Genomic DNA, 22,359 nt, shown 5'->3' with positions numbered 1-22,359 from the left:
ATTTTATGAGATTGGGTCGGGCTAACGTATAGTAACAACTGGATTGTTTAACGATGCCGTTTCTGCCGGATAACAAGGAGTGAATAAGCGTGTTGATTGGTCCCTTTTATAGCTTGGTCGCCGCGTGTTTATTCACGGTCAGCTGGTGGATGCCCAACCTCCTTCTTACCTTGCTTTTCGCATGGTGCGCGGCAGCGTTTTTCACCGTCAGCATCGCTTATTGGCGCAACCAGCCTCGCCTTTTTCGCAAACGCCAATCTGGGCAGTTGCCTCGCATCAGTCAGTGGGTGTTTGCGCCATTTTTTGCCTTTACTCACCTGTATAATCGTTGGGCGAGGAAACGTGATATCACACCGCCCGTCCAGCAAGTTGCTCCTGGGCTATATGTCGGTGCCCGCCTGACCCATCAAGACATACCCGATCTACAAGCACAAGGTATTGATGGAATATTAGATGTCACCGCTGAGTTTGAAAGCGTCGACCGCTTCACCCAATCACAGACTGTTGCCTATCTATCTGTGCCCGTTCTAGATCACGCCTACCCCTCGCGTAGCCAACTGATGCGCGCGTTGCAGTGGCTGCATCAGCAGCGACAAGCCAGACACAACGTAGTGGTACATTGTGCACTAGGACGCGGGCGGTCCGTGATGGTGGTGGCCGCCTACCTTTGGGCGCTTTCCCCTCAACAAACGCTTGATGAGGTACTGGACGCAATCAAAACAATACGCCCTAAAGCACACTTGAACCGACGCCAGCGCCGCGCTTTGGTGCGTTTTCAGCAAAGCGGTGCGTTGCGGTTGGCGCGTCCCATTGCTTGGATCATTGCTAATCCTGCCGCAGGTGGAAAGAAATGGCGTAAGCACCGCGACTATATTCAGGCCTATTTAGGTGACGGGTATCGGTTAGTCGTCCATCAGACACGCCATAATCGTCGCAGTTATCAACTCGCTTGCCGCGCTGTTTCACAACAGGCTGATGTGGTGATCGCTGCCGGTGGAGATGGCACAGTAAACGCCGTTGCGAGAGCACTGATTAACACCGCAATCCCTTTAGGCGTATTGCCGCTTGGCACCGCAAATGCCTTGTGCCATGCGCTGTGGGGGATAAAAACCAAATTTTTAAATATTGATGCCGCTTGCGATGTGATTTTAGATGGGACACCTCGAACTATCGACACCGCACGCTGTAACGGCAAAGTGGCGTTGCTAGTCGTGGGCGTCGGCTTTGAACAACAAATGATTCGCCACGCCGCTCGAGAGCAAAAAAATCAATTAGGCCAGTGGGCGTATTTGCAGGGTTTATTTGGGGCCGCCAGTCAAAATCAAGCCATCGATCTCACCGTTCAATTCGACCAGCAAGCGCCTCAATTGATCCGCACCACCAGTATGGTGATCGCCAATGCCGCGCCAATGACAACCTTATTGGCACAAGGGCAAGGCCAGCCAAATTACGCCGACGGCAAACTCGATGTCACTTGGCTCACCGCAAGCACCACCAAAACAGATACCGCATTGTCCCTGATGGAGTTAGCACTCTCGAGCCTGTTTGAAACACGGTTAGGCCGCTTTACTCACTATCAACAAGTGACACGCGTTTCGATACGTGCCACATCCGTCATTGATTATGTCATTGACGGTGAGCTATATCGCGACCGAAAACTGACGATTGACGCGCAGCCTCAATCACTCGCGATCCTGTCTCCGCCTCTGCCTGATACGGCTCAATCAGACGATAACGCATGATATTGCTGGAGTTTGTTGTATAAGGTTTTAGAGCTGATCCCAAGCGCCTTAGCCGTACGCTGACGGTTTCCTTGATAGCGTGCGAGTGTTTGTAAAATCGCTGCTTTTTCGAGTTCATCGAGACTGATTCCCTCTGGCAGCGCAAGCGTCTCAACTGCTGTCGACGGATCATCAACCATCACGCTAGCGGGTAGATCCGTGACTTCAATGCACCCGTTACTCAATAGAAAGCCATGCTCAATAGCATGTTTAAGCTCACGTACATTCCCTGGCCAATGGTAGCGCTGGACGTGCTCGAGCGCGTTATCGCTAATGCTCACGGTTGTCTGATGATTAAAATTCAATTCAGCGAGGAAATGCGTGGTCAGTGCATGAATGTCATCGCCTCGCGCCCTTAATGGCGGAACCGTCACCACAAATTGTGCCAAGCGATAATAAATATCCTCACGCAGCTTGCCTTGCTGAATCGCCTCTCGCGCATCGCGGTTGGTGGCGGCCAGGAGACGCACGTTCGCTTGTTGATTGCGTGTCGAGCCAACCGGGCGATATTCCCCTGACTCCAGCACCCTCAATAATTTCACTTGCAGCGACTGGGGCATTTCCGTTATTTCATCGAGAAACACCGTTCCCCCTTCGGCTTGGTAAAAAATCCCTTGGTGATCTTGATGCGCGCCAGTAAACGCCCCTTTGACATGACCAAACAACTCACTTTCGATCAGTTCTGGGCTCAGCGCCCCACAGTTGACCGCCATAAAAGGGGCATCCCCCCCTTGGCTTCGCATGTCCATCTCGCCTATGTCAGTCGGTCGACCCAAGCCATGGAGTGTTTTTGCGACATGCTCCTTGCCCACCCCACTCTCACCGATGATAAACACATTCGCTTTCGTTGGGCCCAGTCGTTGAAGCTGGCGGTACAGGGCCTGCATCGGGCTTGACGAGCCCAATAAATAGCCGTATTGATCCGCCTGGCTAGTCATAACGGGGGTACCCTGTGATTGCCCTCGATCCTCACTGTAAACCTGATCAATAACGAGACGCTGGAAGGCCTGCTTATCGATAGGACGACGAAATACCATCGCTGCCATGTCTTGGGCGTGGTGATTCCAAGCAGGAAAGGGCGCACCATCAGTCAATAACACCCATTGCGCGTGGGTGACACGTGTCATGATGGTGAGCAGCTCATCGATATCGCCATCCTTGGTATCAACATCTAATACGACCCAGTCAGGGCCATCAAGCTGACACGATTCCAACAGTGCGGCTAACGTATCAAAGCACACCACGTTCGTAGCTCGCGCGTTAAGCGCCACCTTTAGCATCTGACGCAAAGAGGCATCTGACGATTGAGGTAAATAAGCGAACAAGCAAGACATATACATCGCACTCCTTCCAAGCGTTTTGTTGTTCTAGACTGCCATATCCAACCCTAGCAATTAAGTAATAATTACCCTATATAAGAAAAAATTACCTAAATAGAAAAATATTCAATTCATCATAACATAGTTAAGCTTCTGATTTTTAGATATTTTTAAAAGTGGCATAGATTTCGCTTTTATTAGACCTAGCAACGCCACAACGTTGCTCACACTCATTGAAAAAGGAGGATTTAATGAAGACGACTCCACAAGGTCGATTTCATCCTTTATTTGTATCATTAGGGTTAGCGCTTGCGCTTGGCGCTTCATCTGTCTCTGCAGCGAGCAGCGCCAATGACTGGCAAAATGAAGCCAAAGACGCGTGGATTGATGGGAAAGCCGAGTCGATGCTGATGGTGAACACTAACCTCAATAATTTTGATATCAACACAGATGTAGAGCAAGGCGTGGTCATTTTAACCGGGAAAGTAGATACCGAGCTCGACAAGAGCTTAGCCAGTGGCTTGATGCGTCAGATTGACGGGGTAAGTCAGGTGAGAAACGAGCTCACCGTGTCACAACCTGCAAGTCAATCAGCCGACTTGGGCCAAGCCGTCGTTGACACCAAAGTCAGCGCAGCGCTTAAAACAAGCTTGCTGCTGAATCCCGACATTAGTGGAACCAATATTGATGTCTCCGTCGATGATGGCGTCGCAACCTTATCAGGCGAAGTGAAAAGTGACGCAGCACGCGATTTGGCAGTTCTGATGGCCGAGAACGCCCAAGACGTTGAGCGAGTCATTGATGAACTCGACGTCGAAGGCAATGCCTAAACAATAAGGCGTTTCGCCACTAATTAATCGCCTGTGCGTAGACTTAGGCCCTTTTAATAGGAGGTATTATGCAACGCCAAGAGATGATAGATAAGCTACATAATCGCTTGCACGACTGGAATCAAGAAATTGATAAGCTTGAAGAAAAAGCAAACGTTGCCTCGGCGAATGCGAAAGCAGAGTACCGAGAGTCAATTGAGCATTTGCGCGCAAGAAAAGAGCAAGCCAAAACGCGCATTAATGAGCTGCAACATGCCAGTGACGATGCGTGGGACGACATTAAACAAGGGGCTGAACAAGCGTTAACGTCCCTTAAAGAAGCGTACGATTCAGCCAAACAAAAATTCTAGCGAACTCGTTAGGATTGAGACAATTCGCTCCAAAATCTTTGCCGCTCTCATCGGAGCGGCTTTTTTTTGTCTCTATGTTAAGGTAATAGCTCTATTTTACTAAAAGGAGGGATTATGCAGGCTCGTGCACTTTTTGTGGCGATATTGAGTGTCTTCGGTGCCATGTGCGCCATCCAGTTTGGCGCATCCTTTGCTAAGCAATTGTTCCCTCTTGTAGGCCCCCTCGGAACCACTGCCCTACGCGTTGGCTTTTCAGCGCTTATTTTATGGCTTGTATTTCGCCCATGGCGTCAGTGGCCACGCGCGCGACACTGGCGCGCCATCGCTGTTTACAGTAGCTGCCTGGGCGGCATGATGATGTTGCTTTACCTCTCAATCGAAACCATTCCTCTTGGTATTGCCGTCGCATTAGAGTTTACAGGCCCTTTATTAGTCGCTCTGCTCTCTATCCGCCGCGCTAGAGACAGTCTATGGATCGTGCTCGCCGTAGGCGGTGTTATCACCCTCCTCCCCGATTTGTCAGGCGTGGATGCCCTGGATCCAAAAGGGGTTGCTTACGCGCTAGCAGCGGGTGGCTGTTGGGCTGGCTATATTCTATTTGGACAAAAGGCAGGGAATTTAGCGCCAGGCGGCGGGACGGTTGCTTTAGGAATGAGCGTTGCTGCCCTTTATCTCGTACCAGCGGGCTATATTGCGACTGAAGGTGCAATTTTTCAATGGCAATTGATACCCTTGGGAATCGCTGTCGCGCTTGTCTCCAGTGCTATTCCCTACTCTCTGGAAATGATTGCGTTACGCAACATGCCCAAACAAACCTTCAGTGTGATGATGAGTTTAGAGCCTGCTGTTGCCGCCATGGCCGGGCTGCTCGTACTCGATGAACAACTGGCTCTGCGTCAATGGCTCGCTATTGGCATGGTGATCAGCGCATCACTAGGCAGTACGTTATCGGCTAAAAGGCATTAACGAAAAGACACTAACATCAACCAATAGAAAAGAGCGCCGAGGGTCGGCGCTCTTTTTCGTCATCGCATCTTGTTCTTTAAACGGCTCACTTTACCGGGTGTTAGCTTGCTTCACTTAATGGCAGTGCGTGTACCTTGACTCGCTGCTGCTCGATGTATTGGCTAATCGCATCAGCCTGCTCATCAGTCAAATAGAGGCCAAGCTTGGTACGTCGCCATAATGCATCTTCCGCGTGCTGAACAAACTCATGCTGTACCAAATAGTTGATTTCTACTTGGTAGACATCCTCAGCAAACTGATGACCCATATCCGCTTCACTGTGACAACCTCTCATCAGTTGATGTGTGCGGGTACCGTAGGTATCGACAAATCGCTGCGCCGTGTGGTGACTTAACCACGGATAACGTTGTTTAATCGACAGGGCAAGCTCATCACGTGTGCAGCTGAAATCACCACCGGGAAGCGCACCGTTAGCCGTCCAAGGCTGACCCATCTTGTCAAAAAATGGCTCGAGTTTGCGCATTGCAGATTCCGCCAGTTTACGATAAGTGGTGAGCTTACCTCCAAAGATGGAAACCAGCGGCGCTTGATTGCCTTGTTGTTCCAACTCTATGGTGTAGTCGCGTGTCATCGCCTGTGGAGAGTCCGATTCATCATCACATAATGGTCGCACACCGCTATAACTCCAAATCACATCGCTAGGCTGGATTTGATGCGTAAAGTGCTGATTAACCACATCGACAAGATAATCAATCTCAGCATCATCGATTTTCGCTTCACGCGGATCGGCTTTGTGCTCGACGTCCGTGGTGCCAATGAGTGAGAATTTATCTAAGTACGGAATAACAAATACGATGCGGCCGTCATTATTTTGTAAAATATACGCTTGTGGGTCTTGATGAATACGCGGTACGACGATGTGAGAGCCTTTGATCATTTTGATCCCACGAGGCGATTTTTCGTGGAGACTGTCATCGTAGAATTGCTTCACCCAAGGGCCAGTGGCGTTCACCAATGCCTTGGCTTTGCGCTCAAAGCGCTCACCGGTATGTGCGTCCTCTAGCGTCACTCGCCAAATCGTGTTTTCACGCTCTGCCGCGACCACTTGGCAGTAATTGCGTACCTCTCCCCCTTTTTCACGCGTATATTGCGCATTGAGTAAGGTTAAACGCGCATCATCCACCCAAGCATCTGAGTACTCAAACCCGACTTTCATGTCTTTGTTCATGTAGCCAGTTTTACGCAAGTCAACCTTGTGGCTGCTCGGTAATGTTGAGCGCTTACCGAGGTGGTCATATAAAAATAGGCCACAACGGATCATCCAAGCTGGGCGCAGATACGAGCGATGAGGCAAACGGAAACGCATCGGAAACGCAATATGGGGGGCCTTGTTGATCAGTACCTCACGTTCGGCCAGTGCTTCCGAGACCAAACGGAACTCATAATGCTCGAGATAGCGCAATCCACCATGAATAAGCTTCGAGCTCGCGGATGAAGTGGCCGAGGCGAAATCTTTGGCATCGTACAGACCCACGTTGAGTCCACGACCCGCCGCATCAGCGGCGATACCGGCACCATTGATTCCGCCCCCAACCACGAGGATATCGAGAAGTGCGTCTTGATGAGAATTATGCGTAGTCATTTTTATCCGACCTTGTACAAATATGAGCGAACGAGCATTAACTGATGAGTATAACTGTATATCAACTTTCGTTTTCGGTCACTATATATGTTCGAAAAATTATTATTGACTGTGACAAGTGTAGAATAAATGTTACGAAAAAGGCGTTCGTGTGAACTAAAAAACCGTCTAAAAGGTAGAGAGTGCTTTAATAGGCGGAGAAAAAGTGCAGTTTAAGAGAGGAACACGAACAATCGAACAGCGAAAAGGCAATATGAAAAAAGGCGCGAAAACGCGCCTTTCATTATAAAAGGGTGATATTAGGCTTACACATCTTCTTCTTCATTATGCAGCTCAGCCCACGCTTGTGCGCATTTTACTGCTCGCTTCCAACCACGATAGCGACGATTGCGTTTTTCTTCGTCTCGATGCGGTTCAAAACTTCGGTTCAGTTTGGCTTTATCTTTTAGCTCATCCAGGCCATCCCAGAAACCGACCGCCATACCCGCAAGGTACGCCGCGCCTAATGCGGTGACTTCTGTCACTTCCGGACGATGCACGTCGGTGTCGAGCACATCGGCTTGGAACTGCATCAAGAAGTTATTCGCAACGGCGCCGCCATCAACACGTAACGCTTCAAGCTTAATACCTGAATCCGCCTGCATGGCATCCAATACATCACGCGTTTGATAGGCAATGCTTTCTAGGGTTGCGCGAATGATATGGTTAGAGTTTACACCACGGGTCAGCCCCACAATGGTACCGCGAGCGTAGGCATCCCAATAGGGGGCCCCCAAACCGGTAAACGCCGGGACAACATACACGCCATTCGATGTATCAACTTTGGTGGCAAAGTATTCAGAGTCATGGGCGTCTTCCAACACTTTTAGCTCGTCACGGAGCCATTGAATCGAAGCACCACCCATAAAGACCGCGCCCTCAAGCGCATAGGATGGTTCGCCCTGCGGGCCACAACCAATGGTAGTCAACAAGCCATGGTTCGATGTCACCTTCTCTTGCCCGGTGTTCATCAGCAAAAAGCAGCCCGTTCCATAGGTGTTTTTCGCTTGGCCAGCTTCAACACACATTTGTCCGAATAGAGCTGCTTGTTGGTCACCCGCAATCCCCGCAATAGGAATACGCGTACCGCCTTTACCACCGATGTTCGTTTGCCCATAGACTTCGGAAGAGCGGCGCACTTCAGGGAGCATTGAAGCTGGGATCCCAAGCTCATCGAGCATTTTTTGATCCCAGCACATATCATTGATATTGAAAAGCATGGTGCGCGATGCGTTAGTATAATCAGTCACATGCACACGCCCTTGGGTCATCTTCCATACCAACCAAGTATCCACAGTACCGAATAGCAGTTTACCGGCTTCTGCGTCTTCGCGCGCACCTTCTACATTGTCCAAGATCCATTTCACCTTGGTGCCAGAGAAGTAAGGGTCAAGGACTAACCCAGTGTTATCACGCACATAAGACGCCAATCCACGCTCGCGCAAATCATGACAGATGTCAGCAGTACGGCGGCATTGCCACACGATGGCATTGTAAACGGGTTTACCGGTTTCTTTGTTCCACACAACCGTGGTTTCACGTTGGTTAGTAATCCCGATCCCGGCAATCTCATCGCTACGAATGCCGGTTTTGCCCAGCACTTCCACCAGCGTTGAGCTTTGGGTGGCATAAATTTCCATGGGATCGTGCTCAACCCAACCCGCTTGCGGATATATTTGCGTAAACTCGCGCTGAGATACACCGACGATATTAGCATCGTGATCCATAACCACTGCACGTGAGCTGGTAGTGCCTTGGTCGAGAGCAACAATATACTTGTTCGCTGACATAATAGGGTTTCCTTCTATCTCTCTTATTTTAGTCTGTATCGCGACATTTCGCGCCATGTGTCATTGCACATTGCTCAATGTCGCGCATTGCTTTATTTAATGCTGAGTGCCATTGCACACAGTGCTAGGTTATGCGTTGACTTCTCGCGTCTCCGTTTCAGCCAGCTCATCATCGTCACACTGGTTGGGGATCGTGCAGCCATGACCTGCTTGTGGTAGATACGGGGCAATCGCTTTCGGATACAGCCAACCGCCAAAACACGCGCCCAAAATAGGGGCAACAATAGGCACGATGAAATATGGGATATCACGTGCGCCCGTCAGGGCGTAGTCCCATCCGGCGAGGTAAGCGAAAAGCTTCGGACCAAAGTCACGCGCTGGGTTCATCGCAAACCCAGTTAGTGGACCCAAAGAGCCGCCAATCACGGCGATGAGAATACCAATTAGCAGTGGGTTCATTGGACCGCGTGCCGCACCATTGTTTTCATCACCCAGTGCGAGAATGCCAAACATCAATACCGCAGTGATGACAAACTCTACCGCCATTGCGCCAGTAAACGACAACGCAGGATGCGCATAGGTAGAGAAGATCCCTGCGGTTGATAAGGCTTCTGGGCTACTGCGCACAATGTTGTTTGCCAGCTCAAACTCGACAAAAAGGTTACTATAAAGGCTGTATACGAGTGCAGCCGAGGCAAACGCACCGAGCATTTGTGAAATGATGTAGGGAACCACTTTACTCTTATCAAAACCGTGAAACGCGGCAAGTGCAATTGTGACGGCAGGGTTAATATGGGCGCCCGACACCCCTGCAGTGCAGTAAATGGCGATAGCAACACCAAACCCCCACACAATACTGATTTCCCACTGACCAAAGTCAGCCCCGGTGAGCACTAATGCCGCTACACAGCCCACGCCAAAGAAGATAAGTAAGCCCGTGCCGATAAACTCGGACACGCACTCTCCTAATAGAGTCGACGATGCTTTTTTCATGATGATTATCCTTATCACTGTTAGTAGGGTTACACGTTCAAAACCACACTATCATTTTGCATAATCACAGCATCTCGAAAACAAACTCACAACAAAAATGAGCGTTCGAGCATAAATTTATGTCGCAATACTGACATTTTTGTTAACCACATCATCATTTGAGCAGGTTCGCGCACAAAGTGGGCAAAGGGATGTTGGAAGCTTGGAGGGCAGGCGGAGTGCGGTACACTTCGCCTTTTAGCAGTTTTATAATGTCTGGCTGTCGTTATCTAGTTGTTAATTAGACGTTATCTAGGTAGGCCGATGGTATCTAAGTCAATCCCTTGCTCTTTCGCAAGCGATTCAAGTACGGGTAACAAGGGACCCAGCTGTTCATTGAGCGTTTCACGTACGGTATCTACCATCACTTGCGTCTGGCGCTCGATCTCGATATTGACGTGAGCCCCTACTGTCTTTCGCTCGAACGTTGTCATGCGACGTGTCTCAGGAATCAGCCAAACATCAAACCAGCCTTGTTCTTTACTTACCTCTGCAATGGTCAAACTGGCACCATTGATGGCAATATAGCCTTTGGAAAAGACATAGCGCATCCATTCAGGCTGTACCGAAAAGCGCAAACGATAGTTTTCTTCTTGTACCAGCACATCGGATAAGGTCGCACGGCAATCAACATGCCCTGATAACGGATGCCCGCCAATTTCGGCGCCATCTTTCGCGGCACGTTCAGCGTTGACCTCATCTCCCGCTCTAACATCTTTTAGTGTCGTGATGGCGAGGCTTTGTACCATTACATCGAAGCGAACCAGCGTCTTTTCAAGCTGCTCAGTCACTGTCAAGCACACACCATCGATGGCGACACTAGCTCCAACCGCTAACCCTTCACAAAAGCCATCTGGGAAACGAATATCGAATGTTCGAATACCTTGATGATCGCGGCAAACTTCAATATTTGCCACCGCTTGAATAATTCCAGTAAACATGGGCATATCCTATTGAGTATTTCCCAGTATCATACTGCTTGGCAACAAAAATAACCAACACTCATAATTGATAATCAATCTCATTAGCATTGCTAGTTACCCAGAGCTGACGTATAGTGCGCGCTTTTATACGTCAGTGAAGTAGTATCAATATGCCATATCGCTCTCTACGTTTTACCGTTTTGGCAGCCTTTGCCGTTAGTGCTCAAACCGCCAGTGCGACCACAGACTCCTCTTCTAGCCGCATTGAAACTATCGAGATACAAGGTGAGCAATTAAACCACCCTATCACCCTCACCTCACCCGGAAAGTCGACATTAGAGCTAGACGATATTCAACGTGAACAGGCGCATAATATCGGAGAATTGGTAATGAAAATGCCTGGCGTCTCACTCGACGCTGGCGCACGTCCAGGCAGTGAACGTATCAATGTGTGGGGCTTCTCGCATCCCTCGGCACTGTCTGTTCGGGTCGATGGTGCCCCCGTTGGCTTTCAACAGTATCGCTATGGTAGCTTTTTCATCGATCCTCAGTTACTACGATCCGTGCGCGTGGTAAGAGGCGATCATAATGTGCGTGCCAGTGTGGGGGCTTTTGGTGGCAGCTTTATCATGGAAACCAAAGAAGCGGCTGACTTTCTTGACCCTGACTCGTCGATTGGCGCGATGGCGCAAGCCGGCTTCAACAGTGTGAACCAACAATGGAAGCGTAGTGTGACCACTTATGGTGCTTCTGACGCTGGCTGGTCAGTGCTGTTGCACGGCTCTCGACGTGATGCCGATGATATCGAACTGGGCAACGGGGATGTCTTTACGTTCTCTGGCTACCGTCAACACAGTTTGCTGGGTAAGATTCGCTACCAGTCAAACGCGCACAATATGATGCTCAGCCACACCCGCTATGACGATCAAGGGAGAAAGCCGTGGGCGAATCGTCGCGGCGCCATGCCTTCAATTAGTGATTACAAAATCAATAAATATGGTAGCTACGAAGCCGCATTATTCGCCACCTCAGTAGATAATCACTATCGCGAATATACCAGTACGTTGAATTATCACTACCAACCGTTTAACGACAATATCGACACCCGTGTCGTGATCGCGCATTCACAAAACCATCGCTATTGGGAACGCCCAGATAGTACCTATCAGTCTTACATCACATCAGGCCAATACGGCCACCAAGTCTGGTTGTCCTATGAGCGTTGGTTTGCCGAGATCACCAATACCAGTTACCTCGGTGATCACGAAGTCATGATCGGGGCCCAGTATCAAGATCAAAATCGAGACTCGCACGTCTACAACCACACGTATCGTAAAAAGCCATCGAAAAACAACGGCTACTACACACCCAACTTTGAACCATCGGGCGCGCAACAAACAGCCAGTGTGTTTGTACAAGATAAGTACTTTATTACCCCAGATCTCGAACTCACCGCCTCACTTCGCTATACCCATATTCGATCACAAGGTGTGCCAAACCCAGCGCCTGATTACAACGATCCATCAGTCGGCCATGATTACAGCGCTATCAGCCACCAAGGCTGGGAGCCCCGTGTTGCACTGACTTATGATGTCAGTGCATCAACACAGCTTAAAGCGGCTTATGCCTATGGCATGAAAGCGCCAACCATTGACGAGTTATATACGGTGCAATATGCCAAGGCCTCAAAACGGGCATCTTCAAGCCACGACCTTTCCGTCACGCGTATCAATGCGTATCTGTTGGGCTTGTCTGATAAACGTCAAAATGTGTTGACTGCAGGCGATCATCTCGCCTCCGAAGTCACACTATTCTGGAATGACATTATTCATGATGTTGCTCAGCGCCGAGGTGTCAATGCGACCACACAAAAACAGGGCTATTACACCAACCTGGACGGACGATATACCTACGGCTTCGACGCACAACTGCAATATCGTCTTAGCAAGTGGTTTACAGACGCGTCTGTTTCCATGGTGAGAGGTAAACACAAAGGTTCGTTGCGCGATAGCACCGGCAACGACGAATACTGGTATGAAAACCCACCACTCAATGCCAAGTTAGGGATTGGACACCAATTAACGGAAACCGTCCAACTCGGATGGCAAGGCCAATACTGGGATGAGCAAGACCGTCTTCCAGAGAACTCCTTTTTGTATACTGCAAATGTGGAGAGCGACGCTTACTTCTTCCAAAACCTCTATGGAGAGTGGGCGCCGCGTGACGACTTCACGCTACGCGCGACCATCGTTAATCTTACCGATCAGTATTACACACCTTATCTATCTGCCGGTGTGCCAGCCGCTGGTCGAGATATCCGCATTAATGCCACGATGCGTTTTTAACCAAGCGAGATAAGCCCAATTCGCAAAGCCGGACACACGTTCGGCTTTTTCATTACATCGAAGCGAGCCAACATTTTTCAATCGGCTCAATCACCCAGCATCAATAGTAAAACTGGCGCCCATTTATAGTATTTCACAAAATCCACTAAGACCGATGAATCGAATGTTTTAATAACATGGTGCTCTCGCCCTATTTCGATCGTTATCGCTGCTTAAAACACGGCGGAAAGTACAGGTATATCCTCAGATATCACTCCAGCTACTTACAGACGAAACGGTTGTCATGCAGTTACGCTTGCACAGAAGACGTGGAGTTCTACTCACGGATTACCTCACATTTTGCCATTACTCTATCCGACCATGCTAAATGGAGTATCGAATAGAAACGCAGAGTAATCGCTCTAATTAGCATATTTTTCGACTCAGCCTCAAATTCTGTCTAATTGTACCTACAAATTCGGTGTTAACACTCATATCATAGCGTGGTTAATTTTCTGTCTATGACTAAGTATCAATACCCGAAGGATAATGAACATGGCTAACGAACGATCACCGGATCAGTCTGAGGAAAATGCACCTAACTCCCAAATAGAGAAGACACCTCTAGTAAAGAAATTAGATAATCAAGAATTAAAAAACACAGGCTTTTGGCTTAGTCAACTATTTATGATCATATCAACAATAGTGGGTGTCTATTTGGCCGCCCAAAGTGGTTTGGAGCAAGCCTTAACTTTTGATGCATATAGTAAAATGGAGGATAACTATTACTTACGTCAATCCCTTCATGCTGAGCTTGCCGACAACGCCGATGCGATTGAAGCCTATGCCGATGAATTTCTAATTCGTAGTCGTCCATTACAAGAAATCAAAAATTTTCGTCCCCCTCTCGATCGATATGTTTGGGAAACGATGAAATACAACCCAACAACGTTAGAAACACCGAGCTCCTTGATCACTCAGGCTCGCCGATTTTATTCACATTCCGATAATTTAATGGATAGAGCCGAACGACGAGCGTTGGGTGCCAACTATGCAGGCAAGCAGCTTAAACAATTGGTGAAGAAACTTCGAGAACAAACATTACCCGAGCTAAAACGCAGTGCTGAGCATTTGAAAAAGGAACTCAGTGAGAAAGGCGTAGAAATCGGTTCACTGAAGGAAACGTAATCATGACCAAGCGTAATAATTGCCCAAAGTGTAAAAACCAAGAGCTACTCGCGACCGAGTATCAGGGGGAAACGATTGATGTATGTCGTGGCTGCGGGGGGCTCTGGTTTGAGAAGATGGAAGTCAATCGTATGATTGAAGAAGTCAATGATGGGCCAGTGGGTGAATGCTTCAGCGAGCGTTTTGGTGATTGGATCGCTGACACCGAACTCGCTTGCCCAGAATGTGACGAGCATATGACACGCCACCACTTGTTGGAAAACTTTCATGTCGAGATTGATGTGTGTCGGCAATGTAACGGGAGCTGGATAGACAAGGAAGAGCTAGAAGCGGTAGAGAAAAGCCCTGTACTAAAAGAAACGCTCGATCATCTCAACCAAAAAATCAGCTGGAAAACGTATTTATTTCAAATGCTCACGGCAATGCCTGTTGAGTACAACATCAAACCTCAAAGCAAACCATGGATAAACTGGTCATTAATCGCTATTAACATTCTCATTTTTCTAACCTATGCAGCGAATGACAGCAGTATGCATTATGTCCTTGACAACTTTGCAATGGTTGCAAACGAAGTCAGCCATGGAGAAAAGCTCTATACTCTGCTGACTGCGACATTTCTGCACGGTGGTTTAATGCACCTCGCTGGTAATATGTACTTTCTTTTTGTTGTCGGGGACAACATAGAAGATATACTCGGCCATAAAAAGTACCTCATGCTTTACTTGCTCTGCGGTTTAGGCGCGTCACTGATAAGCATGGTTGCTCATATAGGCAGTGCTATCCCCGCACTGGGAGCAAGTGGTGCTATAGCGGGGCTATTTGGTATCTATCTTGTTTGGTTCCGCAATGCTAGTTTAACGTTTATGTTCTTCTTTTATCAGCGCAAGCTCTCCGCCGCTTGGTTCTTTGCTATTTGGCTGGGTTTTAATCTTTTGGGAGCACTTTCCGGTGAGATGGGTGTCGACTACGCAGCGCACATCGGCGGTTTTGTGATTGGCTTGGGGATCGGTCTAGCCACTAAAGAAAAAGTATGGCAAGCAAACCCTCTGGTGCGATTGATAAATAGCGAGTTTGCACAAATTAAACGCACATAGATGACACGCTATACGCATCGCGTCGGTTCAAGTCGCAATGCATTTCTCTTCAACCCCCATTTCCATGCTATCTGGGGGTTTATTTTTGATGGAAATCACGTTATTGATACACGTCACATTTCCTCCTCGACAGCTTCGGAGGCTAGTTAATGACGACCATTGCCGTATTTAGCGCCAAATCTTATGACAAGGCCGCCTTCTCTCATGTGAATGATGCGTTTGATTATACATTTGAATTCCATGATTTCTTACTCACTGAAAAAACCGCCAAGATGGCGCAAGGTGCACAAGCGATTTGTGCTTTCGTGAACGACGACCTTTCTCGGCCCGTTTTAGAAGTTCTCGCTGATTCAGGGGTTTATTTAGTTGCATTACGTTGCGCGGGATACGATCGTGTCGATTTAGATGCTGCCAAGTCGCTAGGCATTACCGTGGTCCGTGTCCCGGCTTACTCGCCTGAGTCGGTCGCTGAGCATACGGTTGGGATGATGATGTGCCTCAACCGCCGCTTTCACAAAGCATACCAACGCACCCGTGATGCTAACTTTGAGCTAGAGGGTTTAGTTGGGTTTAATTTTCACGGTAAAACAGCCGGGATTATCGGTACAGGAAAAATTGGGATTGCTACCATGCGCATTCTAAAGGGTTTGGGTATGCGCTTGCTTTGCCATGATCCCTACGAAAACCCCGAAGCCATTGCGCTTGGTGCTGAGTATGTCTCGAAAGAAGCGCTGTATGCCCAAAGCGATATTATTTCCCTGCACTGCCCGATGTCTCAAGATAATTATCACTTGCTCAGCGCCGACGCCTTTGCGCAGATGCAAGATGGGGTGATGGTGATTAATACCAGTCGGGGCGAGCTACTCGACTCGGTTGCAGCGATAGAGGCGCTTAAACAAGGTCGAATCGGGTCATTGGGGCTCGATGTTTACGATAATGAGCGTGAATTGTTTTTCCAAGATAAGTCAAATGATGTCATTGTCGATGATGTATTCCGGCGCCTTTCTGCCTGTCACAACGTGCTAATTACCGGCCACCAAGCGTTCTTGACCAAAGAGGCACTGCACAATATCGCCGAGACGACGTTAACCAACGTTCAAACCGTTTTGAGTGGACAAACTTGCCAAAACCAAATCGCCGAAGTGGAAGACCGCAGCGATTAACCTCGGTCTCTCACTAAGAAAGCAGGCCTGATAACTCAGGCCTGCTTGATGATGGAGCGGTGCGCTTTGAGCTGTGTTACATGGCTTCCATGAAAATCTTGGCGATTTCGTCGTGTGTTGCTTGTTTCGGGTTAGTGAAGCCACACGCATCTTTCAGCGCATTTTCGGTTAGCACATCAATATCTTCTTGCTTGGCGCCTAATTCGTTTAATCCAGCAGGAATCCCCACATCCGTTGAAAGCGACTGAATCGCTTGGATGGCGGCTTTCGCGCCCTCATCGGCAGTCATATTCTCAGTATCTACGCCCATCGCGGTGGCGACATCACGTAAGCGCTCAGCGCAAACCTGCGCGTTAAAGCGCTGAACATGAGGTAGCAATACGGCATTGCATACGCCATGCGGCAAGTCATAAAAGCCGCCGAGTTGGTGAGCCATGGCGTGGACATAGCCTAAGGACGCATTGTTAAACGCCATGCCCGCCATGAACTGGGCATACGCCATTTGTTCGCGCGCTTCAATGTTTTGGCCATCAGCCACGGCGGTGCGAAGATTATCTTGGATTAACGTCATCGCTTTTAACGCCACTGCATCGGTAATCGGTGTCGCTGCAGTAGACACGTACGCTTCAATCGCGTGAGTGAGCGCATCCATACCTGTGGCCGCCGTTAATGAGGCAGGCTTAGCCAACATTAACTCAGGATCATTCACCGAAATGATAGGTGTGGTGTGTTTATCCACGATCGCCATTTTAATGTGGCGCGCCTCATCAGTGATAATGCAAAAACGCGTCATTTCCGATGCCGTTCCCGCTGTGGTGTTGATTGCGATCAACGGCAACTGAGGTTTGGCAGACTGATCCACTCCTTCATAATCACCAATTTGCCCGCCATTAGTTGCCACTAAGGCGATCCCTTTTGCACAATCGTGTGGTGAACCACCGCCGAGTGAAATCACACAATCACACTGATTCTCTTGTAGCAGAGCCAGTCCTTGCGCCACGTTTTCGGTGGTCGGGTTCGGCTGCGTGCCATCATAGACCACGCAATCAACCTGGCGGCTATCAAGCAGCCCCGCAATTTGTTTTACCACGCCAATTTGATTTAGCACCTTGTCTGTGACGATCAGCGCTTTTTTGAATCCATGAGATTGAATCGCGTCTGCGGCTTCTGCAAGGCACCCGGCCCCCATTAGGTTAACGGCTGGGATAAAGAAAGTGCTCGACATGATCGTTGGCTCCTTTTGTAGGGATAATAGGGGGTGGCACAAAGACGATGCTCCCCTTTTGATTTGATGCCTTTTTGTAACACGTGGTTTGTTCGTCACATTTTGATCCAGCGCAATTCGCTTGGCAGGATGCAGAGATAAAAAGGCAAAACTGAGAGTTATGTCATCGGTGCGCACGATATTGTTTAAAACGGCAGCAACAATTCATTTTTTTGACACTTTCTTGAAGAACACTGTCTAACGTGCGATAGGTTATGGTAGCTAACGCGTAAACAGAGAGAAGACAATGGAAAAAAAATACAAACTCACCGCTGTGGCAGTATTGACGGCATCTTTGGCTCTCACCGGGTGTGAATCGATGTCTAATACCCAAAAAGGCGCAGCCATTGGGGCCATTACTGGAGCTATCGCGGGTAAATCAACCTCCAACCACAAAGATAAGCGCGCATTTATTGGCGCCGCGATTGGGGCCATTGGGGGCGCTGCAGTCGGCAACTACATGGATAAACAGGAGCAAGCTTTCCGTGAGGAGTTGGCCGGCTCTGGCATTCAGGTGGTTCGTGAAGGGGATAATATTCGCCTGATTATGCCGTCAAACATCACCTTTGGGCTTGACCAAGACGCCATTGCTGCCGACTTTTATCCTACCCTCAATGCCGTCGCTAACGTGATGCGTAAATACGATAAAACCTTTTTAAGCATTGAAGGGCACACGGATAACACCGGCGCCGCCTCATACAACCAACGCTTGTCAGAGCGCCGAGCAATGAGTGTCAAACGTTACCTCGCAAGTCAATCGATTGATAGCGCGCGCCTGTATACATCAGGCTTTGGCGAAACCCGTCCCCTGGTCGCGAACAACAGTGCCTCTAACCGCGCCTTGAATCGTCGCGTCGAGATCCAAGTCGTGCCTAATACCCAGTAATCATGCGTCGGCGCGTTCATCGCACGTGAGCGCGCCGAATAACCAGACTACAAAGCATCTAAATTATCGAGCAACGCGTCTGCATGACGTAAGATACCATCGCGCTGGGCCTGCTCCATTTTGTCCCAATTTCTATAAGGCATGGCCATCCGCGGATTATGCGCAAATCGCTCGCGATGCCGGTGCATAAAGTGCCAATAAAGCGCGTTGAGCGGGCAAGCTTGCTCTCCCACTTTCTCTTTCACGGAATAGTGACAGTCACTGCAATAGTCGCTCATGCGATTGATATAGGCACCACTAGCCGCATAAGGCTTGGTTGCGACGAGTCCATTATCGGCAAACTGTGTCATCCCTCGGGTGTTTGGCATCTCAACCCACTCAATCGCATCGATGTAAATCGACAAATACCAATCATCTACCTCATCCGGCGCGATACCCGCTAATAGGCAAAAGTTGCCTGTTACCATTAATCGTTGAATATGATGCGCGTACGCGGTTTGTAAGGATTGTAAGATGGCCTGTGAAACACACCGCATTTGGGTATCGCCCGTCCAAAAAAAACGGGGTAAGGGTCGCTGCGCGGATAATGCGTTTTTATTGGCGTACGCAGGCATATTGGTCCAATATACCCCGCGTATATACTCTCGCCAGCCTAAAATTTGCCGCACAAACCCTTCAATTTGCGCCAAGTTAACGTCATCGGTGGCGCGAAAGTGGGCGATGGCGGTTTCGATTACCTGCATCGGGTGCAATAGCTTGGCATTTAACGCAAAGGATAGACGGCTGTGATAGAGGCTCCACTGGTGCTCGCTTCGCCCTGTCATAGCGTCTTGGAATTGACCAAACAGGGGCAGACAGTGACGACAGAAGTGCTCCAACAAAGATTTAGCCTGTGAACGGGTCACAGGCCAGAGCAAGTCTGGCGCTGGCTCTCCGATCGTGGCCACGTGATGTCGTTCAATACGAGCCAAAATATCGCGTACATCATTGCTAAATACTAAGGGGGTTGGGATAGCCGCTATATCACTTTTTTTGAGTTTATTACGATTGTCTTGATCATAATTCCAGCGCCCGCCCTCAGGCGAATCACCCTCCATCAAAATGTCGAACTGCCGACGCATATCGCGGTAAAAGTACTCCATTTTACGATGTTTATTGGCAGTGAACTGTTTAGATATTTGATCATATGGCAGCAGAAAATGTTCAGTATCCACACATTTTTTCGCCACATGTTGAGGGAGAGACATACCAGCGAGTTGCTCACAGAGTCGGTATTCATCCGGCCGTTGATATTCAAAAGCTTTGATCTGATAGCGCTCGCACAGATCAATCACTAACGCCGGTAAGTCATCGTAGTGTTGGGTGTCATCCAAGGTTAGGTAGCAAACGTGATGACCTGCTTGACTCAGAGCGTGGGAAAACGCTTCCATGGCAGCAAAAAATGCACTGACCTTTTGAATATGATGTTTAACATAGCTCGCTTCTTGCTTAAGCTCGGCAACAAGATACAGCACCTTTTCATCGGTCTGTTTGTACCATGAGTGGCTGGCGTTAAGCTGATCTCCCAACACAAGACGCAATGTTGAATACTGGCTGTTGGTCACTGGCACCTCGATAATTGTCAAATAAACCCTAAGCGTTACGCAGCAAACCACATTTTAGATGATTAACCACAGCGGGTACTTGAATATTGGCTAAAACCCTCTACATTAAAGCCAGTATTGATAACCCATGCGGCTGCGAGGCGATGAAAGCATTCTTTGTCGGGCTTTGCCTACTCCCAATTACAATGATAGTGGCTTACCCCGCACTCGCCATGAATGAGCCGGCCAGTCAGTTTGTTCAAGATCTTCGCTTTCACGGTTACATCGACAATTACGGCAATGTAAAACTTCGATTCGCTCCAATTACAGCACTACCTGCCGGCTTTAAAACCAAAGGCTACTTAGATATCGAAGCCAGTGATATTGTCCGACTCCCTCGTGGTCTCGATGTTGGTGGCTACTTTAATGCCGCCAATACCGCGATTCGACAACTACCGATAATGAAAGTCGGCGGCTATATCAACCTCACCAATACGGCGATTACCCGCCTGCCACCAAACTTGGTCGTGCGGGGTGATTTGAGCCTCGTCAACACACCGCTCACCCAATTGCCGCGCCGTTTATTCGTCGAGGGAAACTTGTACCTGACTAACTCTCCCATCGAGAGCATCCCTGAAGACATCTATGTGGGTGGTAACCTGTATATCCGTGGCACCAAGATCCAATCGGTCAGCCCTGAACTTCGTATTGAGGGGCAGGTGCTGCCTTCTGTAAATCAATGATCTCATGACAGCTGTTGATCGAATTAGCGCTCTATTCGTACGTTAACCCCGAGCCTAATTTTTAAATTACAGTCAAAAAACGGTCCATTATGATTACCTTACATCATCTAGAGCAGTCGCGGTCGCAGCGTATTGTCTGGTTACTCGAGTCGCTTGCGATTCCGTACCAGCTGGTGCGTCACCAACGTGACCCAAAAACCAAGCTTGCGCCCCGCGAGTTAAAGCAAATACACAGTTTGGGAAAAGCGCCTGTTATCGAAGACGGCGATGTTGTCATCGCTGAGTCAGGGGCGATCATTGAATACCTAATCGACAAATACGGCGATGGCACGCTAACCCCTAGCACTGACCAAGAAAAAGGCCTGTATCGCTATTGGATGCATTATGCGGAAGGGTCACTGATGCCGCCGCTGGTGATGTCTCTGATTTTTAGTAAGATCCCTGAATCGCCGATGCCATTCTTTATTCGCCCTATCGCCAGAAAACTGATGAAGGGGGTGACAGAGCAGTTCTTGGCCCCTCAGCTTCGCGACCATTTTGCGATGATTGATTCACATCTCGCTAAACATACATGGCTGTGTGGGGATTCGCTAACAGCAGCAGACATTCAAATGAGCTTTCCGCTATTAGCGGCGCGCAAGCAATTGGATGCTCAAAAGCACGCTAATATTCTTCGGTATCTGGAACACGTTGAGCAACAACCGGGTTACCAAAACGCCTTATGTGTCGTCGGCCCACTCAAAGCGCTGTAACTTGCTAAAACGCTTGCCGAGCTCAGTCGTTAAATCATGCGGGCAGTGTTGACGCTGCCTGCATCACCCAGCGCTGGTAACCGGGGCGCTCTGCCAGTTGCTGATACCAACGCTCGACATTGGGCGGCAGTCCCCAATCACTTTTCTGACTCAGGTGGTGAATTAAGCTACCTACTGCGATGTCTGCCAGTGTCATCCGATCGCAGGTAAGGTAACGCTGGTCGTCTAACGCATCATTGATTCTATCCAGCTCATAGCGGCATTGTTCCCACGCTCGCTGCTGTGATTGGCGTGCCTCCGAGCCATCTGCTGAAGGCGTAAATAACGCAGCCTTAATCACTGGCTGAAACGAAGACAGGCACCAATCCATCCAGCGCTCATAACACGAGCGTTGAAACGCACAATCGGGGTACCACATTTTGTTCCCGTAACATGCCACGAGATAGCGCAATATGGTATGCGACTCCCAAACACTGTTGGGGCCATCTTCGAGCACGGGCACTTGGCGCATCGGACACCGCTGTGCGACCGCTTGCGCATCGTGCCGATTGTGGTGAATATCGACTTCTTCTAGCGCGATATTTAAATCTAGCTCATCGATTAGCCACATCACTTTCTGAACATTAATCGATAGCGGATGCCCATAAATCTTCATTTAACTCTCCTTGTCACGCGATAAAGCATTTCCTT

General features: G+C 49.0%; 19 protein-coding genes. 11 read left to right on the top strand and 8 right to left on the bottom strand.

All coding sequences use genetic code 11. The features are described 5' to 3' along the window. Positions 1 to 89: 89 nt before the first annotated feature. A complete protein-coding gene (locus BZG74_RS05820; protein ID WP_158020632.1) occupies positions 90 to 1,742 on the top strand; it encodes a diacylglycerol kinase family protein in 1,653 nt (550 codons plus the stop codon). On the opposite strand, the gene BZG74_RS05815 is transcribed toward BZG74_RS05820, so the two are convergent. After that, the gene (locus BZG74_RS05815; protein ID WP_201247353.1) at positions 1,721 to 3,115 is read right to left on the bottom strand and encodes a sigma-54-dependent transcriptional regulator; all 1,395 of its coding nucleotides are present in this window, start codon (positions 3,113 to 3,115) and stop codon (positions 1,721 to 1,723) included. The genes BZG74_RS05820 and BZG74_RS05815 overlap by 22 nt on opposite strands. Positions 3,116 to 3,351: 236 nt before the next feature. Between BZG74_RS05815 and BZG74_RS05810 the strand changes: the two genes are divergently transcribed. The 3 genes from BZG74_RS05810 to BZG74_RS05800 all read left to right on the top strand — a co-directional run bounded on the left by BZG74_RS05810 (position 3,352) and on the right by BZG74_RS05800 (position 5,246). Then, the gene (locus BZG74_RS05810; protein WP_077771749.1) at positions 3,352 to 3,930 is read left to right on the top strand and encodes a BON domain-containing protein; all 579 of its coding nucleotides are present in this window, start codon (positions 3,352 to 3,354) and stop codon (positions 3,928 to 3,930) included. A 68-nt stretch (positions 3,931 to 3,998) separates the two neighbouring features. Continuing rightward, positions 3,999 to 4,280, top strand: a complete 282-nt coding sequence (locus BZG74_RS05805) for a sll1863 family stress response protein (protein ID WP_077771748.1) — start codon at positions 3,999 to 4,001, stop codon at positions 4,278 to 4,280. A 114-nt stretch (positions 4,281 to 4,394) separates the two neighbouring features. After that, positions 4,395 to 5,246 (top strand): EamA family transporter, encoded by an 852-nt coding sequence (locus tag BZG74_RS05800; protein ID WP_077771747.1) that lies wholly within the window; start codon positions 4,395 to 4,397, stop codon positions 5,244 to 5,246. Between the two features lie 100 nt (positions 5,247 to 5,346). On the opposite strand, the gene glpD is transcribed toward BZG74_RS05800, so the two are convergent. The 4 genes from glpD to BZG74_RS05780 form a co-directional block, all read right to left on the bottom strand. Continuing rightward, the gene (gene glpD, locus BZG74_RS05795; RefSeq protein ID WP_077771746.1) at positions 5,347 to 6,888 is read right to left on the bottom strand and encodes a glycerol-3-phosphate dehydrogenase; all 1,542 of its coding nucleotides are present in this window, start codon (positions 6,886 to 6,888) and stop codon (positions 5,347 to 5,349) included. A 305-nt stretch (positions 6,889 to 7,193) separates the two neighbouring features. Then, the gene (glpK, locus tag BZG74_RS05790; protein WP_077771745.1) at positions 7,194 to 8,717 is read right to left on the bottom strand and encodes a glycerol kinase GlpK; all 1,524 of its coding nucleotides are present in this window, start codon (positions 8,715 to 8,717) and stop codon (positions 7,194 to 7,196) included. A gap of 129 nt (positions 8,718 to 8,846) precedes the next feature. Then, the gene (locus BZG74_RS05785; protein ID WP_077771744.1) at positions 8,847 to 9,710 is read right to left on the bottom strand and encodes an MIP/aquaporin family protein; all 864 of its coding nucleotides are present in this window, start codon (positions 9,708 to 9,710) and stop codon (positions 8,847 to 8,849) included. A gap of 287 nt (positions 9,711 to 9,997) precedes the next feature. Beyond that, positions 9,998 to 10,690 (bottom strand): riboflavin synthase subunit alpha, encoded by a 693-nt coding sequence (locus tag BZG74_RS05780; protein WP_077771743.1) that lies wholly within the window; start codon positions 10,688 to 10,690, stop codon positions 9,998 to 10,000. A 152-nt stretch (positions 10,691 to 10,842) separates the two neighbouring features. Here BZG74_RS05780 and BZG74_RS05775 point away from each other — a divergent pair, with 152 nt between their 5' ends. From BZG74_RS05775 to BZG74_RS05760, 4 genes are all read left to right on the top strand, one after another. Further along, positions 10,843 to 13,017 carry a TonB-dependent receptor domain-containing protein gene (locus BZG74_RS05775; protein WP_077771742.1) on the top strand — a complete coding sequence of 725 codons (2,175 nt, stop codon included), beginning with the start codon at positions 10,843 to 10,845 and terminating at the stop codon, positions 13,015 to 13,017. A gap of 534 nt (positions 13,018 to 13,551) precedes the next feature. Further along, entirely contained in the window at positions 13,552 to 14,184 is a 633-nt protein-coding gene (locus tag BZG74_RS05770; protein ID WP_235605712.1) for a hypothetical protein, read from the top strand. Between the two features lie 2 nt (positions 14,185 to 14,186). Then, complete coding sequence (locus BZG74_RS05765; RefSeq protein ID WP_077771741.1) at positions 14,187 to 15,278, top strand: rhomboid family intramembrane serine protease; 1,092 nt, start codon at positions 14,187 to 14,189, stop codon at positions 15,276 to 15,278. Positions 15,279 to 15,427: 149 nt separating this feature from the next. Then, the gene (locus tag BZG74_RS05760) at positions 15,428 to 16,441 is read left to right on the top strand and encodes a 2-hydroxyacid dehydrogenase (protein WP_077771740.1); all 1,014 of its coding nucleotides are present in this window, start codon (positions 15,428 to 15,430) and stop codon (positions 16,439 to 16,441) included. Positions 16,442 to 16,517: 76 nt separating this feature from the next. Here the strand turns inward: BZG74_RS05760 and yiaY are convergent, their stop codons facing one another. After that, positions 16,518 to 17,666, bottom strand: a complete 1,149-nt coding sequence (yiaY, locus tag BZG74_RS05755; protein WP_077771739.1) for an L-threonine dehydrogenase — start codon at positions 17,664 to 17,666, stop codon at positions 16,518 to 16,520. Between the two features lie 286 nt (positions 17,667 to 17,952). Here yiaY and BZG74_RS05750 point away from each other — a divergent pair, with 286 nt between their 5' ends. Continuing rightward, positions 17,953 to 18,591, top strand: a complete 639-nt coding sequence (locus BZG74_RS05750; RefSeq protein ID WP_077771738.1) for an OmpA family protein — start codon at positions 17,953 to 17,955, stop codon at positions 18,589 to 18,591. 47 nt (positions 18,592 to 18,638) lie between these two features. Here BZG74_RS05750 and BZG74_RS05745 read toward each other — a convergent pair whose 3' ends face one another. After that, positions 18,639 to 20,216, bottom strand: coding sequence for a cryptochrome/photolyase family protein (locus tag BZG74_RS05745; protein WP_235605711.1), 1,578 nt, complete (start codon positions 20,214 to 20,216; stop codon positions 18,639 to 18,641). A 65-nt stretch (positions 20,217 to 20,281) separates the two neighbouring features. Between BZG74_RS05745 and BZG74_RS05740 the strand changes: the two genes are divergently transcribed. Both BZG74_RS05740 and BZG74_RS05735 read left to right on the top strand, forming a co-directional pair. Further along, entirely contained in the window at positions 20,282 to 20,917 is a 636-nt protein-coding gene (locus tag BZG74_RS05740; protein WP_235605710.1) for a hypothetical protein, read from the top strand. Between the two features lie 89 nt (positions 20,918 to 21,006). Further along, positions 21,007 to 21,669: a glutathione S-transferase gene (locus BZG74_RS05735; protein ID WP_077771737.1), complete on the top strand. Its 663-nt coding sequence runs from the start codon at positions 21,007 to 21,009 to the stop codon at positions 21,667 to 21,669. A 34-nt stretch (positions 21,670 to 21,703) separates the two neighbouring features. Here BZG74_RS05735 and BZG74_RS05730 read toward each other — a convergent pair whose 3' ends face one another. Then, positions 21,704 to 22,324 (bottom strand): glutathione S-transferase family protein, encoded by a 621-nt coding sequence (locus BZG74_RS05730; RefSeq protein WP_077771736.1) that lies wholly within the window; start codon positions 22,322 to 22,324, stop codon positions 21,704 to 21,706. Between the last annotated feature and the right edge of the window lie 35 nt (positions 22,325 to 22,359).

Source organism: Salinivibrio sharmensis (assembly GCF_001995985.1).
GTDB lineage: Bacteria > Pseudomonadota > Gammaproteobacteria > Enterobacterales > Vibrionaceae > Salinivibrio > Salinivibrio sharmensis.
This window is presented reverse-complemented; position numbering and strand designations above follow the sequence as displayed.

Bases quoted from the DNA above. Each gene is read 5' to 3' on its own strand.
- BZG74_RS05730 (WP_077771736.1), bottom strand. From the start codon at position 22,324: ATGAAGATTTATGGGCATCCGCTATCGATTAATGTTCAGAAAGTGATG.
- BZG74_RS05805 (WP_077771748.1), top strand. From the start codon at position 3,999: ATGCAACGCCAAGAGATGATAGATAAGCTACATAATCGCTTGCACGAC.
- BZG74_RS05775 (WP_077771742.1), top strand. From the start codon at position 10,843: ATGCCATATCGCTCTCTACGTTTTACCGTTTTGGCAGCCTTTGCCGTT.
- BZG74_RS05810 (WP_077771749.1), top strand. From the start codon at position 3,352: ATGAAGACGACTCCACAAGGTCGATTTCATCCTTTATTTGTATCATTA.
- BZG74_RS05815 (WP_201247353.1), bottom strand. From the start codon at position 3,115: ATGTCTTGCTTGTTCGCTTATTTACCTCAATCGTCAGATGCCTCTTTG.
- glpK (WP_077771745.1), bottom strand. From the start codon at position 8,717: ATGTCAGCGAACAAGTATATTGTTGCTCTCGACCAAGGCACTACCAGC.
- BZG74_RS05800 (WP_077771747.1), top strand. From the start codon at position 4,395: ATGCAGGCTCGTGCACTTTTTGTGGCGATATTGAGTGTCTTCGGTGCC.
- BZG74_RS05735 (WP_077771737.1), top strand. From the start codon at position 21,007: ATGATTACCTTACATCATCTAGAGCAGTCGCGGTCGCAGCGTATTGTC.
- BZG74_RS05765 (WP_077771741.1), top strand. From the start codon at position 14,187: ATGACCAAGCGTAATAATTGCCCAAAGTGTAAAAACCAAGAGCTACTC.
- BZG74_RS05750 (WP_077771738.1), top strand. From the start codon at position 17,953: ATGGAAAAAAAATACAAACTCACCGCTGTGGCAGTATTGACGGCATCT.
- BZG74_RS05770 (WP_235605712.1), top strand. From the start codon at position 13,552: ATGGCTAACGAACGATCACCGGATCAGTCTGAGGAAAATGCACCTAAC.
- BZG74_RS05760 (WP_077771740.1), top strand. From the start codon at position 15,428: ATGACGACCATTGCCGTATTTAGCGCCAAATCTTATGACAAGGCCGCC.
- BZG74_RS05780 (WP_077771743.1), bottom strand. From the start codon at position 10,690: ATGTTTACTGGAATTATTCAAGCGGTGGCAAATATTGAAGTTTGCCGC.
- glpD (WP_077771746.1), bottom strand. From the start codon at position 6,888: ATGACTACGCATAATTCTCATCAAGACGCACTTCTCGATATCCTCGTG.
- yiaY (WP_077771739.1), bottom strand. From the start codon at position 17,666: ATGTCGAGCACTTTCTTTATCCCAGCCGTTAACCTAATGGGGGCCGGG.
- BZG74_RS05785 (WP_077771744.1), bottom strand. From the start codon at position 9,710: ATGAAAAAAGCATCGTCGACTCTATTAGGAGAGTGCGTGTCCGAGTTT.